Below are 16,298 nucleotides of genomic sequence, written 5' to 3'. Positions count from 1 at the left end.
TCATCGTCGGAACGCCGCCCGACCAAGCCCGCTCCTACAGGTTTTGTGAACGACACAAAACAAATGTGGGAGCGGGCTTGCCCGCGATTGCTGTTTCAGGCTCTCAACACTTTCCCGCCAATCGCCACCGCCACCAGCAGCAATGCCATCAAGCCGAAGGCAAACTCAAGCTGCTGCCATGGGCGATAAATCCGATCACGGCCGGGCCGGCGAGGATGCCTGCATAGCCCAACGTAGTGATGGCCGGCACGGCAATGTGTTCGGGCATGACCGTTTGTTTACCGACGGCGGTGTACAGCACCGGCACAATGTTGGAACACCCCGCGCCCAATAACGCATAACCGGCCAGCGCTGCCTCCCAGGCCGGTGCGAACGTGGCCAACGCCAGGCCCATCGCGGCTGTCAGCCCGCCAAACACAATCACCCGCGTCGAACCCAGGCGTCGGACAATCCGGTCACCGGTCAAGCGCCCGGCCGTCATGGTCAGTGCAAATGCCGCATACCCAAGTCCCGCATACGCGGTATCGATCCCGCGTTCCTGCGCCAGAAATACCGCACTCCAGTCGAGCGCCGCGCCTTCGGCCAGGAACACGATGAAGCACATCCCGCCAATAAACAGCACGATGCCATGGGGCACGGCAAACGCAGGCCCTGTGCTTTCGCTGCCATAGGGCAACAGGTGGGGAGCCGCCTTGAGCAACGCCAGTACCAGCACCACAATGACCACGGCCATCGCGCCCAGCGGTGAAAACCCAAGGCCAAGCAGGCCACTGACACCGGCCGCGCCAACAATCCCGCCCAGGCTGAACATCCCGTGAAACCCCGACATCATGTTCTTGCCGCTGGCTCGCCTCGACGATCACCGCTTGCAGGTTGACGGTCGAATCCACCGTGCCGAGACCGGCGCCGAACATGAATAACGCGGCGATCAACCCCGGCATGGACGACACCGTCGCCAGCAGCGGCAATGCCACACAAATCAACAGCGTTCCCCCAGTCGCCACTCGCCGGCAACCGAAGCGCGCGGCCAGCAACCCGGCCATCGGCATCGCCAGAATCGAACCGACCCCAGGCTCAACAGCAGCAAACCGAGCGTCCTTCTTCAAGCCCGGCCCGTGCCTTGGCGTAAGGCACCAGCGGCGCCCAGGCGGCGATGCCGAGACCGGCGATGAAGAACGCGATGCGCGTGGACATCTGCTCCAGACGGCCGGGAACCAGCGGGGTTTGGGTGTGAAGGTTGGTCATATCAATCCTTGGCAAAAAACGTCGCGTCCCCAAAGGACACCGACTGACCCGCGGGGTTCGGTCAGTGTCCGCAGCGGTTCGCGGTCAGGCAGGTCCATCATCCTTGCACAGCCAGCGGTTGTTTCGCGATATCGTCGACACTTTGATTGCTCAGGCAGGAGGCGACATGGCGGGGATGTACGATGCGCGAGGCAATATTTATATCGTCGTGGCGCCTGACGCCGTGCGCGCAAGCGGTATCGAATTACCTGAACAGGCCGACCTTGCCGCGCAAACCCGTGAGAAATGGGGACTGGCGGCCATCGAGACGTTCTGCGCCTGGGCGCCCGGTACTCAACCGCCCGGCAGCAAAGATCATCGCAGCGACGGTTTGCTGGTCGGGCCGTTTCAATCGGCGCCACCTTATGACCCGCTGATCGTCAACACCGACGGCACACTGGCCGAACGCAGTGGCAATGGGCTGACGATCTTTTCCCAGTCACTGAGCGAGCAAGGCTTGATGCCGAAGGAGGGTGCCTGCCTGCTGCGGGTTCATCACGACAAGGCTGACGCGGTTTCGCCGGTTGAAACGACCGTCATACCGGCCGAGGTCGAGGGCGTGCACGGGTTCTGGCTGGATTTGGGCAAACCGTCGTTCGGGCCGCAAGCCGTGGGTGCGCAGGGGATTGAAGGCGAGTTGTTGAAGGGGTGTGATGTCAGCCATGTGGCGCCATTGGCCGCGCTCGAACCGGTGTGGAGCCGCAGCCAGTTTGTGCGCATCGGCAATCCTCATTGCGTGACGCTGGTGGCGGACGCTGCCGCGTTGCCGAGTAATGAGCAGATGCGTGAAGCACCGTTGGCGCAAGGACTGCTGCGCATTGCGTATGCCTTGCCGGACCGGGGCGGCGCCGTGTCCGGCGGGGGTGAACCTGCAATGGGCGATGCTTGAATCTGAAGGCCGGGTGGTTGCGAGGGTGTTTGAGCGCGGGGAAGGGCCGACGGCGTCATCGGGCACCAGTGCCAGTGCGGTGGCGTGCGCGGCGTGGTCGGTCGGTTGGGTGGCGGCGGGGGCAGTGAGTGTTGTGATGCCTGGGGGCACGGCGCCGATTTTGTTGGAAGAATCAGCAGGGGAATTGAGTCGGGTCAGGCTGTTTGGTACGGCTCGGTTGATGGGTTGAATTCAAGATTAGTATCAGGCAGCCACGCTCCTACATTTGGAATGCATTCCACTGTGGGAGCGTGGCTTGCCCGCGATGAGGCCATCAACGTCGACGCAGTTTTCAGCTCAGACCACTGAACTCGACCACGGGCATCGTCCGCTTCATCAGCAACTTGCCCCCGCGAACCGAATACAGTGGCAGGCCCTGACTGCGAATCACCTCATAATCGCTGTCCGCCGACAGCACCAGCAAGTTCGCCGGCCGCCCGGCTTCCAGGCCATAACGATCGCCGAGGTTCATCGCCCTGGCGCTGTTGTCGGTGACCAGGTCCAGTGCGCTTTGCAGGTTGCGATACCCGAGCATAGTGGCAGATGTGCAGCCCCGCTTCGAGCACCCGCAGGATGTTGCCATTGCCCAGCGGATACCACGGGTCAACGATCGAGTCCTGGCCGAAACACACGTTCATCCCCGCTTCGAGCAACTCGTTGACCCGTGTCACGCCACGGCGTTTCGGAAAGGTGTCGAAGCGTCCTTGCAGGTGAATGCTTTCGGTCGGGCAGGAGACAAAACTGATCCCGGAATGCCCGAGCAGGCGAAACAGCTTGGCGCAGTAAGCGTTGTCGTAAGAGCCCATCGCCGTGGTGTGGCTGGCGGTGACCCGCGAGCCCATGTCGCGACTGCGGGCTTCTTCGGCCAGCACTTCGAGGAAACGTGAATGCGGGTCGTCGGTTTCGTCGCAGTGCACGTCCACCAGGCAGCCGGTGCGTTCAGCCAGGTCCATCAGGAACTTCACTGAGCTGACACCCTGATCGCGGGTGTACTCGAAGTGCGGAATGCCACCGACCACATCGGCGCCCATGCGGATCGCTTCTTCCATCAACTCGCGGCCATTGCGGTAGGACTCGATGCCTTCCTGCGGGAACGCGACGATTTGCATGTCGATCAGGTGACGGCTTTGCTCGCGCACCTCGAGCATGGCCTTGAGCGCGGTGAGTTGCGGGTCGGTGACGTCGACGTGGGTGCGCACATGCTGAATGCCGTGGGCGGCGAGGGTCTGGATGGTTTTTGTGGCGCGGGTCCTGGTGTCTTCCTCGGTGATCGTGACCTTGCGCTCGCCCCAGCACTCGATGCCTTCGAACAGTGTGCCGCTCATGTTCCAGCGCGGCTCGCCGGCGGTCAGGGTGGCGTCGAGGTGAATGTGCGGCTCGACGAAGGGAGGCACCACCAGGTTGCCGCCGGCGTCCAGATCGTCGGGTCCCAGGGTCGGGGCTTCGGTCTGGCGGGCAATGGTACGGATCAGGCCGTTTTCCAGGTGCAACTCATGCAGGCCTTCTTGGTTGCGCAGGCGGGCGTTGATGATGTGCATGAGGTGAGTCCTTTGGGTTGATGACTCTAAATTAGCGCGGCAGTGGCGATCCTTGCTAGTGCCGCGTGACGAAACACAACACTGCTCTTGTAGGAGTGAGCCGGCTCACTCCTACAGGGGGATTGTGGGGTCATTGCGCCAGGGGCAAGAATTTCAGCAATGCGGCGACAATCGCTTCCGGCACATCTTCCTGCACCAGATGCCCGGCATTGGGGATCGGGTGAAATTGCGAGCCGGCAATTATCTGGTGCAAGGCCCGTCCTCGCTCGATGGGGATCCACTGGTCATCCTCGCCCCACAGAATCTGCACCGGGCATCGAATGGTCGGGTACAACCCTTCGACCTCGCGGGTATAGCGTTCGTCCATCTGCGCAATCTGCCGGTAAAACGCCGCTTGCCCCGGATCACCCAGCCACGGTTGCACGTAAGGCGCGAGTTCTTCATCGGTCATGTCGCGTTTGATCGCCCCGCGAATGTAGGCCGGCACGATGGCCTGCTGAATGTAATCGGGTACGCCACTGAACGCCGCTTCATGCTGACGCACATGCTGCACGAACGGCGAACCCCAGGGCGACAGCGCTACCGGGTCGATCAGCGTGAGGCTGCGGTAATCCTTGCCGTTCAACAGATGCGCGCGCAGGGCCGTGGCGCCACCGAAATCGTGGGCCACCACGTCTGGCCGTTCGATTGCCCAGTGATCGAGCAAATGCGCCAGCAACTCGTTCTGCACGCCCAGCGACACGTCACCGTCGACCTTCTCGGATTGGCCATAACCCAGCAGGTCAAAGTAATGCACGCGGTGTGTGGCGATGAAGTGCGGGGCGATCCGGTGCCACACATAAGAAGAGAAGGGGGTGCCGTGTAAGAACACCAGCGGTGGGCCGTCGCCGTGAACGGCGTAGTGAATCCGGTGCCCATTGAAGCGGTATTGGCGGTCCAGCAACCAGTCAGCCATGTGCCTGTCCTCTTGGCGGGGGCGAACCCGAAAAGCATAGGCATAAAAAAACCACCGCTGAGGGTGGTTTGATCATTCACTGACGAAACGCAGTTCAATGTGAGAGCGGGCTTGCTCGCGAAAGCGATGTGTCAGTCAAAATTATCGTTATCTGTCACACCGCCTTCGCGAGCAAGCCCGCTCCCACAAGGGGATTTGTGTCGGTCTTTAGGGCGGGTTACTCGCCGTGATAGATGCAGCCGCTGGTGCACGTCTCGTGGATACGGATCGCGCTCAGTTCCGGCAGCAGGGGCTTCAATTCATTCCAGATGAATTTGGCCAGGACTTCACTGGTCGGGTTTTCCAGACCGGGAATGTCGTTCAGGTAGTTGTGGTCCAGACGCTCGTAGAGTGGCTTGAAGATCGCCTTGATTTCCGAGAAGTCACGGATCCAGCCGGTGTGCGGGTCGATGTCGCCGCTCAAGTGGATCGCCACTTTGAACGAGTGACCGTGCAGGCGACCGCACTTGTGGCCTTCCGGTACGTGAGGCAGGCGGTGGGCGGATTCGAACGTAAACTCTTTGAAGATTTCCACAGTGATTTGAGCTCTGTCAGGTGGCGATCGCCGCGGCGATGTGGGCAGGTGGCGAGTTTAACAGAGCTCTGGGCAAAACACTGACTAAAGGGTCAGCAAGCGCTCGCCGAGGCGACCATTGGCGGCCAGTTCGAGGAACTCATCACCGAGGGCGACGGCTTTCATCCATCGCGGCACGCCAATATTTCTGCCGGCCCGGCGCGTCGCCCATGAAACTCTTGAAATCGTTACGGTCTGGCAGTTTGCCGTAGGGCAAGCGCGCCAGATAATCCTTCGACGGCGCCAGTAGCAGAACATCTTGCAACCGCGCGGGGCAGGCACGGCGCCACGGCAACGTCTTGTCGAACCAGCCGGGAATCACCCGGTCGGTGAAGTGCGGGTACAGCACGATGTCGTTGCCGCTGTAGGGCAGATCAAGGTGGTAATCCAGCAAGCCGCCATCGCGGAACGTCCCCTTGCCGGCCCCTGGCAAATCGCGCACGCCTTCCATCACCATCGGGATCGAGCCCGACGCGAGCAAGGCCTGGCGCAGGTTGCCGGCGTTCAATGCGACAAAGCGCGACGGGAAGTCATTCAGTGCATTGACCGGCGGGGCCAGGCGCGGGTCGTGGATGATCAGCCGTTCGAAATGCCGCGACAGCCGCGCGCGAGCACGCAAGTTGTCGGCGATCACTGAGCCGAGCGCCAACCCGAGCCGGCCACGATGATCGTCGGCCAGGCGTCCGTGGCTTTTGACCACCATGATGTTCAGCCGGTAATGGGCGTTGCTCAGGATCGAGGCGTCGCGGCCGTCGAGCAATTCATCGAGCATGCGCCGGGAACTCTGGCTGATCTGCGCCATGGTCACGCCCTTGGCAAAGTTTTGCTCGGTGTACAAGTGACCGAGGCGCCGGATGCCTTCGGCGGCATCCGGCAGGCACGCGCTGGCGAAGCGCCAGGAACCGACCGAGGCGCCAATCAGCGAACGCTCCCCGAGGCGCGGCCGGCAGCCATTCGCCAAACAACGCCAGGTCCAGACCTTGAATCCCCAGGGCCTTGGGGCCACCGGCGGCACCCGGCAGCGTGCCGACATCGGCGGCGCTCAAGCCGTTTTCACGGATACGCGCCATGGCACGCGGGCCGGCCTTGAGGGTCAGGGAGGGGAACTTGATGTGGATAGCGGTCATACCGGTCTCGATGGTTGGCAAGCGCAAGATTATAAGCAGTTCAGGCAACACCACCCATCCACTGTGGAGCGAGCTTGCTCGCGATTGCGGTCTCAAATTCACCACTGATGGTGACTGATACACCGCTATCGCGAGCAAGCTCGCTCCCACAGGGTTTGTGCAGATCTGCAATTTCGTGGTGTGTTGTTCCAATGATGGCCATTCAGTTTCAATTAAGTTCAGCTCGCTAAGGTGTCCGGTGCTGCAACACATAAAAACCCGGAGACACCCATGAACACCCAGACTGCCCTGTTCTGCGCCTCGATCATCGCCATGACCGCCAGCCTCGCCCACGCTCGCGACCTGGGCCCCGACGAAGCCCTGAGGCTGCGTGACGCTGGTACCATTGTGTCTTTCGAGAAGCTCAACGCCACGGCGCTGGCCAAACACCCCGGTTCGACCGTCACCCAGACCGAACTGGAAGACGCGTATGGCAAGTACATTTATCAGGTTGAGCTGCGCGACCCACAGGGCATCGAGTGGGAACTGGAATTAGACGCTGTCAGTGGCCAGGTTCTCAAGGATCATCAGGATACGTAATGAAGGTGTGTTCATTTTCACGCATGGCGCTGGTGCTTCTGGCGTTTTGTTCGGTGGCCCTGGCCCGCGACCTTGATCAGGACGAAGCCCTGCGCCTGCGTCAACAGGGTGTGATTCTGCCGCTGGAGCAACTGCTGCAGCAGGCACTGGATCGCTACCCCGGCTCGAAATTGCTGGAAGCCGAGCTTGAAGAAAAACACGACGTCTACATTTATGAAGTCGAACTGCTGACCGCCGAAGGTGTGGTCCGCGAACTGGACATCGACGCCACCACCGGGCGTTTACTCAAAGACAAGGAAGACTGGATCGATGCGATTGCTGCCGGTGGAAGACCACGTGCCGCTGGCCGACGAATTACTCGCCGGCCTCATTCGCCAGGGTTACGCCGTGGACTGGCTGGCCGACGGTCGCGATGCGGTGTATCAGGGCAGCAGCGAGCCCTATGACCTGATTATTCTCGACCTCGGCCTGCCCGGTTTGCCGGGGCTTGAGGTGTTGGAGCAATGGCGCACCGGCGGCTTGTCGACGCCGGTGCTGATCCTCACCGCGCGCGGGTCCTGGGCCGAACGCATTGAAGGCCTCAAGGCCGGTGCCGACGATTACCTGACCAAGCCGTTCCACCCTGAAGAACTGCACCTGCGGGTCCAGGCGCTGCTGCGTCGCTCCCACGGTCAGGCCAATCAACCGACGCTCAAGGCCGCCGGGCTGCACCTGGACGAAGGCCGCCAGTGCGTGACTCGCGACGGTGCCGACATTCAGCTCACAGCCGCCGAGTTTCGCCTGCTGCGCTATTTCATGCTGCACCCCGAACAGATCCTTTCCAAAAGCCACCTCGCCGAACACCTCTACGACGGTGAAACCGAGCGCGACTCCAACGTGCTGGAAGTTCACGTCAACCACCTGCGGCGCAAGCTGGGGCGCAGTGTGATCGAAACCCGTCGCGGTCAGGGTTACGTGTTCGGCGGGGCGGCTCAGTGAAGTCGATTCAGCGCAGCTTGAGCCTGGGCCTGATCAGCGTCATGGTCGTTGTCGGCCTGGTGCTGGCTCAAACCAGTTTGTGGTTGTTCGAAATGGGCTTGCAGCGTTACCTCGAAGCGGGGCTGCGCAATGACAGTGAAAACCTGCTGTTGGCGCTGGTACGCGGGCCGCAAGGGTTGCAACTGGAGGAGCGGCACCTGTCGCCAGCCTACCAACGACCGTTTTCCGGGCACTACTTTCGCATCGATTTCGACGATACCCACTGGCGCTCCCGTTCGCTGTGGGATCAGGAACTGCCCATGCTTGAACATCCGGGCCTGCACAGCAACTTGCAGCTGGGGCCCGAAGGCCAGCAGTTGCTCGTGTTGCGGTCAGACTATCGGCGCCTTGGCCAATCGATTTCCATCAGCGTCGCTCAGGACTACACCCCGGTGCGCGAGAGTTTCAAGCGCATGCAGCAGGTGGGGCTTGGCCTGGGATTGGCCGGGCTGCTGCTGATTTTGCTGCTGCAACGCTTCACTGTGCGCCGCGCCTTGCGTCCCCTGGAACAGGCCCGCGAACAGATCGCCCAGTTGCAGCAGGGCCAGCGCTCGCAACTGGATGATCAGGTGCCGGTGGAGTTGGAGCCGCTGGTGGCGCAAATCAACCATTTGCTCGCGCACACCGAAGACAGCCTCAAGCGTTCGCGCAACGCCTTGGGCAACCTCGGTCACGCCTCTGAAACCCCGCTGGCGGTGTTGTTGAGCCTGGCGTCCAGCGACAAACTCGACGCTCATCCAGCGTTGCGCAAGCTCCTCAAGGAGCAGTTGGAACAGGTGCAGCAACGCCTAAATCGCGAACTCAACCGCGCCCGATTGGCTGGCGACGCGCTGCCGGGGGCATTGTTTGATTGCGATGAAGAACTGCCGGGGTTGTTGGCGACACTGAACATGATTCATGGCGAGCACCTGGCGCTCAGCTACCGCGCGCCGACGGGTTTGCAGCTGCCGCGGGATCGTGAGGACCTGCTCGAACTGCTCGGTAACCTGCTGGACAACGCCTGTAAATGGGCGGATGCCGAGGTTCGCTTGAGTGTGGCCGAGACGCCGGGAGGGTTTGAACTGAGCGTCGAAGATGACGGGCTGGGGATTCCCGAAGACCAGCGCGAGCAGGTGCTCAATCGTGGCACGCGACTGGATGAACAAACGGATGGCCACGGGTTGGGGCTGGGGATTGTGCGCGACATCGTCGACACGTGGGGCGGGGTGATGCGATTGGAGGAGAGCGAGTGGGGCGGGTTGAAAGTGGTGATCGAGTTACCTCGGCACTGATCGTTCCCACGCTCCGCGACGCTGATCGTTCCCCCCCCCACGCTCTGCGTGGGAATGCATCCCGTGACGCTCTGCGTCACATCCCACAGCGGAACGCGGAGCGTCCCAGGCGGCATTCCCACGCAGAGCGTGGGAACGATCATGAGGGGCGGATCTCAGACGCGGAACTGATCCATCAAGCTCTGTTGCTGATTCGCCAGGCTGTTCAGCGATTGGCTCACCCGTGCCGATTCGTTGGCCTGCCCCGACAACGATTCCGTCACGTCCCGAATGGTCGCCACGTTGTTGTTGATCTCCTCGGCCACCGCGCTCTGCTCTTCCGCTGCCGACGCAATCTGCAGGTTCATGTCGCTGATCACCGTCACCGCATCACCAATCTGGCGCAGCGCGGTCACCGCCTGGCTGACTTGATCGACACTGCCCTGGGCCTGGCGATGGCTGTTGTTCATCGAACCGACCACGTCCTGGGTGCCGCTCTGCAATTGCTCGATCACCAGGCGGGTTTCTTCGACCGACTCTTGCGTGCGTCGCGCCAGGTTGCGCACTTCATCGGCGACCACGGCAAAACCGCGCCCGGCTTCACCCGCACGGGCAGCTTCGATGGCGGCATTGAGGGCCAGCAGGTTGGTCTGCTCGGCAATCGCGCGAATCACTTCCAGTACCGAACCGATTTTCTCGCTGTTCGCCGCCAGACCCTCGACTTGCACCATGGCGGCGCTCATGTCGGCGGCCAGACGGTCGATGCTGCTGGTGGTCTGGTCGATCACGGTCAACCCGCGACGGGTCGCCTGGTCCGCATCTTTGGCGGCTTGTGCCGCTTGCGCAGCGCTGCGGGCAACGTCCTGGGCGGTGGCGCTCATTTCGTGGGACGCGGTGGCGACCTGATCGACCTGGCGGTATTGCTGCTCCATGCCGGCGCTGGTCTGGGTGGCAATGGCCGATGATTGGTCTGCGGTGCTGCGTGCGTCCTGCACCGAGCGTTTTACCTCGGCAATGATCGGTTGCAGCTTGTCGAGAAAACGGTTGAACCAGCCGGCCAACTGGCCCAACTCATCCTTTTTGTCGTAGGCCAGGCGCCGGGTCAGGGTCACCTTCGCCGCTGGCGATGTCTTCGAGCATGTGCGCCACGCCGAGGATCGGATTGGTCACGCTGCGGGCCATCAGCCACACCAGCATCAGGCCAATCAACGCGGCCAGCACGCCGAGGCTGAGCTCAATCAGGGTGCCGGAGGTGTTGCTTTCATCGAGTTGTTTTTTCAGCGCTTCGGCTCGGCCGACCAGGACTTTTTCCGGCACGTCCAGCAGCACGCCCCAGGATTTACCCCCGGGAATCGGCTGGAATGGCGACAACACTTTCAACTGATGATCGTTGTGCAGGCTTTCGGTTTTGCTGCTGCTGGCAAGCATGCGAATCAGCTCGGCACCATTGGCTTTGTCCACGGTGTCCAGGCGCTGGCTGAGTTTGCTGGCGTCGGCGCTGTAGCCGGCGAGCAAACCGACCGGGCTGAGGATGCTGACATTGGTCTGGCCATCGTAGAGCTTTGCTCGCGCCCTGACTCATGGCTTGCAGGCTGTTGAGGTTGATGTCCACCGACAGCGAGGCGATGACCTTGCCGTTGACCATCAACGGGAAAACGATGCTGGTCATCAGCACGTTCTGGCCGTCGATCACGTAGAAGTACGGTTCGATCACGCACGGTTTGAGCGAGGTGCGCGGGCAGGTGAACCAGGCGTTGGCCGGTTCGCCGCTGGGGCCGGTGCTGGTGTCGGCCATGTCACTTTCCGGCAATGCCATGGAGGTGACCTTGCCCGGTGTCGGTTGCGACCAGTACAGGGCAAAACGGCCCTTGTCGTTGCTGCCCAGTTCCGCCTGACCGGTGAACAGTTCGTCCTTGCCGTCCAGTGCGTTGGCTTCGAACACCAGCGACAGGCCGAGCAGTTCCGGGTTGGCTTGCAGCGCCGACTTGACCTGGCGAGTCAGGTCTTCACGCAGGTCGAAGGCGTCCAGAAAACGCTTTTCTGCCTGATCGCGCAGGAACAACACCTGACGCGAGAAGCCGTGGCCATATTGATAGGCATCCATGAACTGCTGACGAATCAGCAGCGCCTGGTTTTCACCCTGGGATTCGATCCGTGCCTGAGCGGCTTCGGTGAGCATCTCCATGCTTGAGGCTTTCACCATCTCGGAGCTGTGCTCCATGCGATACAGCGAAAGACCCACCAACAGGGTCACGATGCCGGCCAGGCAGAGCCCGGCCAACAGGGTGATTTTCCATTGAATGGAAAGTTGTCTTAGCGACATGGAGACGTCCTTTATTCGATAAATATCTGAGACTTTGCACTGTAGCGGCCGTGATTTGGCTTTCTTTATCCATGCGCTCAAATAAGAAACGAAACAAAACTTGTAGCAGCTGGCGAAGCCTGCGTCGGCCGGTCCGCGCTCGGGCGTAGCAGCCGTAAACCCTGTGCTCTCGGTTCATTTGATTCACCGCGCTGCCTGATTTCACGACTGCTGCGCCCGAGCGCGGATCGGCTGACGCAGCCTTCCGGCAGCTGCTACAGGGACGGTGTTCACTTTGACAAGGCGCCGGTGCTGCGGCACAGTGCGCGCCCTCTAATAAAACCCATTCTTAACTTCGCTGGCGGCTCTTCGCAGACTGCCGGCTGAGCTCATTTCGCTTGCCCAGAGGTAACGATGATTAATGCTGTAATTGCCGCGGTCGGCATCATGCTGATCCTCAGTCTGTCGCGCGTGCACGTGGTCATCGCGCTGATCGTCGGCGCGCTGGTGGGTGGTTTGACCGGCGGCCTGGGCATCGACGCCACGCTCAAAGCCTTTAATAGTGGCCTCGGTGGCGGCGCAACAGTCGCGTTGTCGTATGCCTTGCTCGGTGCGTTCGCGGTGGCGATTGCCAAGTCCGGCATGGCCCATGCCCTGGCGGACAAGGCCCTGGCGATGGTTGATCGCCAGCACGCCAGCGGTGGGGGGCAAGTCAGTGGCTGCTGATCGGTTTGCTGTGGGTGGTGGCCATCGCCTCGCAAAACATTCTGCCGATACATATCGCGTTTATCCCGTTGCTGGTGCCGCCGCTTTTATATGTGCTGACCAAGCTGCAACTGGATCGCCGGTTGATTGCCTGCGTCATGACCTTCGGTTTGATCACCCCGTACATGTTCCTGCCGGTGGGCTTCGGCAACATCTTCCTCAACGAGATTCTGCTGGCCAACGTCGCCCGCAGCGGCGTGGACATCAGCGGCATCAACGTCACCCACGCCATGGGTATTCCGGCACTGGGCATGGTGTTCGGCCTGGCGGTGGCGTTTTTCAGCTACCGCAAGAAACGCGTCTACGACCTGGAGAAAATCGAGCAAGTCGAACAGGTCGCGGTGCAGTACAATCCGCTGAGCCTGATGGTCGCGGGCGTCGCCATCGTGGCGGCCTTCATTATTCAGTTGCTGCTGGACTCGATGATCATCGGCGCGCTGGCCGGGTTCCTGATTTTCTCGGTGTCGGGCATTGTGAAATGGCGTGAAACCGACGACCTGTTCACCGAAGGCATGAAGATGATGGCGATGATCGGCTTCATCATGATCGCCGCGTCCGGGTTCGCCGAAGTAATGAAAGCCACCGGTCAGGTGCAGACGCTGGTGGAATCCTCGGCCTCGTGGATCAACCACAGCAAAGGCATCGGCGCACTGTTGATGCTGTTGGTGGGGTTGCTGGTGACCATGGGCATTGGTTCGTCGTTCTCCACCGTGCCGATCCTGGCGGCGATATTCGTGCCGTTGTGCGTGCAACTCGGTTTCAGCCCGTTGGCGATCGTGTGCATCGTCGGCACGGCCGGCGCCCTGGGTGACGCCGGTTCGCCGGCCTCCGACTCGACCCTGGGCCCGACCTCGGGTTTGAACATCGACGGCCAGCACCATCACATCTGGGACACCGTGGTCCCGACCTTCCTGCACTACAACCTGCCGCTGCTGGCGTTCGGCTGGGCGGCGGCGATGATTCTCTAACCTGGCCCACCTGGAGGACAGGCTTGCCGGCGATGGCGTCCTGAAATCGCCATCGCCGGCAAGCCGTGCTCCTACAGTTTTTTGTTGGCGTGCCGTTAAAGCCTTTAACCACGCCAACAAAACCAAAAGAGTGAACCGTCATGCGCATGAGCCTGAAGGCTAAAGTCCTGTCCCTTGCCGTTCTCCCGGTGTTGCTCTTTGCCTTGGTTATCAGCCTGACCACGCTTTTCGTCCTCCAGGAACAGGCGCACAAGGAAGTCGAAGAAACCCGTCAGCGCCTGCTCAACGATGCCAAGGCCACGCTGCAAAGCTACGTTGCCGTGGCCATGACCACGATCAAACCGCTCTACGACGCGGCCGCCCCCGGTGATGATGCCGCGCGGGCGCAGGTGATCAAGTTGCTGTCGAGCATCACCTACGGCAAGGAAGGCTACTTCTTTGGCTACGACTCCAACACCGTGCGCCTGTTCAAGGCCAACAGCCCCGAAGGCGTGGGCCAGAGCTTCAAGGACAACCGCGACCCGAACGGCGTCTACGTCAACCGCGACCTGGTGAAAGTCGCCAAGGACGGTACTCACTACCTGCAATATAGCTCGCCGCTGCCCGGCAATACCCAGGTGCTGGTGCCTAAACTCGGCTACACCGAATACCTGTCGAAGTGGGACATGGCGGTGGGCACGTCGGTCAACCTCGATGGCATCGAAGCGCAAGTCGCGCTGGTGGAGGCCAAAGTCCAGGAACGCATGGAAGGCGTGGTGCTGAGCATTGTCGGGATTGCCGCGGTGCTGCTGTTGGTGATTGCGGCGGTCGGCCTGCTGCTGGCCAACACCATTCTGCGTCCACTGAACCTGATGAAAGCCAACCTCGATGACATCGCGGCGGGTGAGGGCGACCTGACGCGTCGCTTGTCCATCACCAGCCAGGATGAACTCGGTGAACTGGCCGGCTCGTTCAACCGTTTTGTCGACAAGATCCACAGCCTGGTGCGCCAGATCACCGAAATGACCTCGCAACTGACCGGTCTGGTGAATCAGGTCTCCGACCAGGCCCAGCGTTCGGACCAGGCCATGGAGCGTCAGCGCCATGAGACCGATCAGGTCGCGACGGCGATCAACGAAATGTCGGCGGCGGCTCAGGAAGTGGCCAAAAAGTGCGCAAAACGCAGCCGTGGCTGCGCAGCAAACTGGACGAGGAAGGCCAGGCCGCCAAGCGTGTGGTGGCCGGCAGTATCGTGAAGATTCATGCGTTGGTGGACGACATCCGCAGCAGCGGTGTGTCGTTGGACAGCCTGCAAAAAGACGTGTCGTCGATTGTCAGCGTCCTCGGTGTGATCCGTTCGATTGCCGACCAAACCAACTTGCTGGCACTCAACGCCGCCATCGAAGCGGCCCGTGCCGGCGAAGCGGGGCGCGGGTTTGCGGTGGTGGCCGATGAAGTTCGCGCGCTGGCCAGTCGTACGCAAATCAGCACCCAGGAAATCCAGGGCATGATCGACCGCTTGCAGGCCGGGACCCAATCGGCGGTGGAAGCCATGCGCCGTTCCAGCGAAGCCGGCGACGGCACGTCCGCGCAGGCCAACGAGGCGGGCGCCTCACTGGACACCATGGCGCAGTTGATCGGCACCATCAACTCGATGAACGCACAGATCGCCAGCGCCGCTGAAGAACAAACCGCAGTGGCCGAAGAGATCAACCGCAGCGTGCATCAGATCGCGGTCGCCGTGGACAATGTGGCGGATGAAACGCAACTCGGTGCGCAGACTTCGCGCAGCCTGGCTGACCTCGGCCAGCGCCTTGGCAAACTGGTCGGCCAGTTCCGTATCTGAGCCGTTAAGCATTCTTGTAGCAGCTGGCGCAGCCTGCGTTCGGCTGCGAAGCAGTCGTAAACCTTGAGTGCGAGGTCTTCCTGAAACACCGCATCGACTGATTTCACGACTGCTGCGCAGCCGAACGCAGGCTGCGCCAGCTGCTACAGATTTATGTTGATGCTACGGTCTGTCCCAATACGGCACAGCCCCAAAGCATTCAACAAAGAAATCAATCACCGTCCGCACCTTCACCGACAACCGTCGGCTGCCCGGCCACAACACCGCAATCTGCTGCGGCTCCAGGCTGTTGGATACCTGAAAGTCCCCCAGCACCGGCACCAGCGTGCCTTCGCGCACTGCCTCGCCAATCAACCATGACGGAAACATCACCAACCCCAACCCTTGTTCGGCGGCTTGAACCAGGGTGTCAGCGTGATTGCCGGTGATCGGCCCTTTGACCGAGTAGGGCGTCCAGTCCTGCTGATCCTTGCGGAAAAACCAGCGTTGCAGGCCTGTCGCGCCTTTGTAGGCCAGGCATTGATGCGCTGCGAGGTCTTCAGGGCGTTGCGGCGTGCCGTGGCGTTCGAGGTAGGCCGGGCTGGCGGCGACTTGAAAGCGGTGCGGCGCGAGGATCCGTGCCTGCATGCTGGAGTCGTGCAGCGGGCCGATGCGAAACAGCAGGTCGGCGCCTTCTTGCAGCGGGTCGATGTAGTGGTCGGTTTGCTGGATATCCAGTTGCAACTTGGGATAGCGCTCGCACAATTGTCCCAGCCACGGCGTCAGGTGCCGTTGGCCGAACACCACCGGGGCGTTGATCCGCACCAGTCCGCTCGGTTCGCTTTGCTGTTCCTGCAAGGCTTGCTCGGCTTCCTCCAGTTGCACCAGCACCAGTCGCGCATGATGACCGAGCATGCGCCCGGCTTCGGTGGGCGTGACGGCGCGGGTGTGACGGTAGAGCAATTGCTGGCTCAGGGCCTGTTCCATCAGTTGGATCTGCCGGGAAATCGAAGAGGGCGCCAGGCCCTCGCGCCGCGCCACTTCGGAAAAACTGCCGTGGTCGAGCACGGCGACAAACAGCCGAAGTGCCTTGAATCCGAGTTCGTTGAGAGCGTGCATGTTCGTCCTGCTGTGCGAGTTGCGCAAAAGTGTTGTCAGGATGCTCCCA

At 61.4% G+C, this 16,298-nt stretch carries 10 protein-coding genes and 7 pseudogenes; 8 read left to right on the top strand and 9 right to left on the bottom strand.

The window, feature by feature from the left end:
• Positions 1–95: 95 nt before the first annotated feature.
• A pseudogene (locus AB4N76_RS04235) lies at positions 96–1,245 on the bottom strand (MFS transporter).
• A gap of 166 nt (positions 1,246–1,411) precedes the next feature.
• Here AB4N76_RS04235 and AB4N76_RS04230 point away from each other — a divergent pair.
• A pseudogene (locus AB4N76_RS04230) lies at positions 1,412–2,402 on the top strand (diaminopimelate epimerase).
• 102 nt (positions 2,403–2,504) lie between these two features.
• Here AB4N76_RS04230 and codA read toward each other — a convergent pair.
• The 4 genes and pseudogenes from codA to AB4N76_RS04210 form a co-directional block, all read right to left on the bottom strand.
• Positions 2,505–3,750 (bottom strand): annotated as a pseudogene (gene codA, locus AB4N76_RS04225) (cytosine deaminase).
• A 130-nt stretch (positions 3,751–3,880) separates the two neighbouring features.
• Positions 3,881–4,705 (bottom strand): alpha/beta fold hydrolase, encoded by an 825-nt coding sequence (locus AB4N76_RS04220; protein ID WP_460164192.1) that lies wholly within the window; start codon positions 4,703–4,705, stop codon positions 3,881–3,883.
• 217 nt (positions 4,706–4,922) lie between these two features.
• Positions 4,923–5,279, bottom strand: coding sequence for a 6-carboxytetrahydropterin synthase QueD (gene queD, locus AB4N76_RS04215; RefSeq protein ID WP_077431745.1), 357 nt, complete (start codon positions 5,277–5,279; stop codon positions 4,923–4,925).
• Between the two features lie 84 nt (positions 5,280–5,363).
• A pseudogene (locus tag AB4N76_RS04210) lies at positions 5,364–6,445 on the bottom strand (patatin-like phospholipase domain-containing protein).
• A gap of 270 nt (positions 6,446–6,715) precedes the next feature.
• Here AB4N76_RS04210 and AB4N76_RS04205 point away from each other — a divergent pair.
• The 4 genes and pseudogenes from AB4N76_RS04205 (at position 6,716) to AB4N76_RS04190 (ending at position 9,312) form a co-directional block, all read left to right on the top strand.
• Positions 6,716–7,024, top strand: coding sequence for a PepSY domain-containing protein (locus AB4N76_RS04205; RefSeq protein ID WP_046032734.1), 309 nt, complete (start codon positions 6,716–6,718; stop codon positions 7,022–7,024).
• Positions 7,024–7,326 (top strand): annotated as a pseudogene (locus AB4N76_RS04200) (PepSY domain-containing protein); the annotation flags it as partial. The gene AB4N76_RS04205 and the pseudogene AB4N76_RS04200, both read left to right, overlap by 1 nt.
• Positions 7,327–7,333: 7 nt before the next feature.
• Complete coding sequence (locus AB4N76_RS04195; RefSeq protein ID WP_460164191.1) at positions 7,334–8,002, top strand: response regulator transcription factor; 669 nt, start codon at positions 7,334–7,336, stop codon at positions 8,000–8,002.
• Positions 7,999–9,312 carry a sensor histidine kinase gene (locus tag AB4N76_RS04190; protein WP_460164190.1) on the top strand — a complete coding sequence of 438 codons (1,314 nt, stop codon included), beginning with the start codon at positions 7,999–8,001 and terminating at the stop codon, positions 9,310–9,312. The genes AB4N76_RS04195 and AB4N76_RS04190 overlap by 4 nt, the downstream gene beginning before the upstream one ends.
• 155 nt (positions 9,313–9,467) lie before the next feature.
• Here AB4N76_RS04190 and AB4N76_RS04185 read toward each other — a convergent pair whose 3' ends face one another.
• The 3 genes from AB4N76_RS04185 to AB4N76_RS04175 form a co-directional block, all read right to left on the bottom strand.
• Complete coding sequence (locus AB4N76_RS04185) at positions 9,468–10,034, bottom strand: methyl-accepting chemotaxis protein (RefSeq protein ID WP_460164672.1); 567 nt, start codon at positions 10,032–10,034, stop codon at positions 9,468–9,470.
• Positions 10,035–10,362: 328 nt separating this feature from the next.
• The gene (locus AB4N76_RS04180; RefSeq protein ID WP_460164189.1) at positions 10,363–10,671 is read right to left on the bottom strand and encodes a HAMP domain-containing protein; all 309 of its coding nucleotides are present in this window, start codon (positions 10,669–10,671) and stop codon (positions 10,363–10,365) included.
• Positions 10,631–11,614, bottom strand: a complete 984-nt coding sequence (locus tag AB4N76_RS04175; protein WP_460164188.1) for a cache domain-containing protein — start codon at positions 11,612–11,614, stop codon at positions 10,631–10,633. Before AB4N76_RS04175 ends, AB4N76_RS04180 begins: the two co-directional genes overlap by 41 nt.
• Before the next feature lie 396 nt (positions 11,615–12,010).
• Here AB4N76_RS04175 and AB4N76_RS04170 point away from each other — a divergent pair.
• From AB4N76_RS04170 to AB4N76_RS04160, 3 genes and pseudogenes are all read left to right on the top strand, one after another.
• Positions 12,011–13,326: pseudogene (locus AB4N76_RS04170) on the top strand (Na+/H+ antiporter family protein).
• 140 nt (positions 13,327–13,466) lie between these two features.
• A complete protein-coding gene (locus AB4N76_RS04165) occupies positions 13,467–14,561 on the top strand; it encodes a cache domain-containing protein (protein WP_460164187.1) in 1,095 nt (364 codons plus the stop codon).
• A 95-nt stretch (positions 14,562–14,656) separates the two neighbouring features.
• Positions 14,657–15,151, top strand: a pseudogene (locus tag AB4N76_RS04160) (methyl-accepting chemotaxis protein); the annotation flags it as partial.
• A gap of 162 nt (positions 15,152–15,313) precedes the next feature.
• Here AB4N76_RS04160 and AB4N76_RS04155 read toward each other — a convergent pair.
• Positions 15,314–16,249, bottom strand: coding sequence for a LysR family transcriptional regulator (locus AB4N76_RS04155; RefSeq protein WP_077431750.1), 936 nt, complete (start codon positions 16,247–16,249; stop codon positions 15,314–15,316).
• Between the last annotated feature and the right edge of the window lie 49 nt (positions 16,250–16,298).

The organism is Pseudomonas sp. S2_F03, from assembly GCF_054668335.1.
This window is presented reverse-complemented; position numbering and strand designations above follow the sequence as displayed.

Coding starts and splice junctions, on each gene's coding strand:
- AB4N76_RS04220 (WP_460164192.1), bottom strand. CDS start 4,705: ATGGCTGACTGGTTGCTGGACCGCCAATACCGCTTCAATGGGCACCGG.
- AB4N76_RS04205 (WP_046032734.1), top strand. CDS start 6,716: ATGAACACCCAGACTGCCCTGTTCTGCGCCTCGATCATCGCCATGACC.
- AB4N76_RS04195 (WP_460164191.1), top strand. CDS start 7,334: ATGCGATTGCTGCCGGTGGAAGACCACGTGCCGCTGGCCGACGAATTA.
- AB4N76_RS04185 (WP_460164672.1), bottom strand. CDS start 10,034: ATGAGCGCCGCCATGGTGCAAGTCGAGGGTCTGGCGGCGAACAGCGAG.
- AB4N76_RS04175 (WP_460164188.1), bottom strand. CDS start 11,614: ATGTCGCTAAGACAACTTTCCATTCAATGGAAAATCACCCTGTTGGCC.
- AB4N76_RS04165 (WP_460164187.1), top strand. CDS start 13,467: ATGCGCATGAGCCTGAAGGCTAAAGTCCTGTCCCTTGCCGTTCTCCCG.
- AB4N76_RS04155 (WP_077431750.1), bottom strand. CDS start 16,249: ATGCACGCTCTCAACGAACTCGGATTCAAGGCACTTCGGCTGTTTGTC.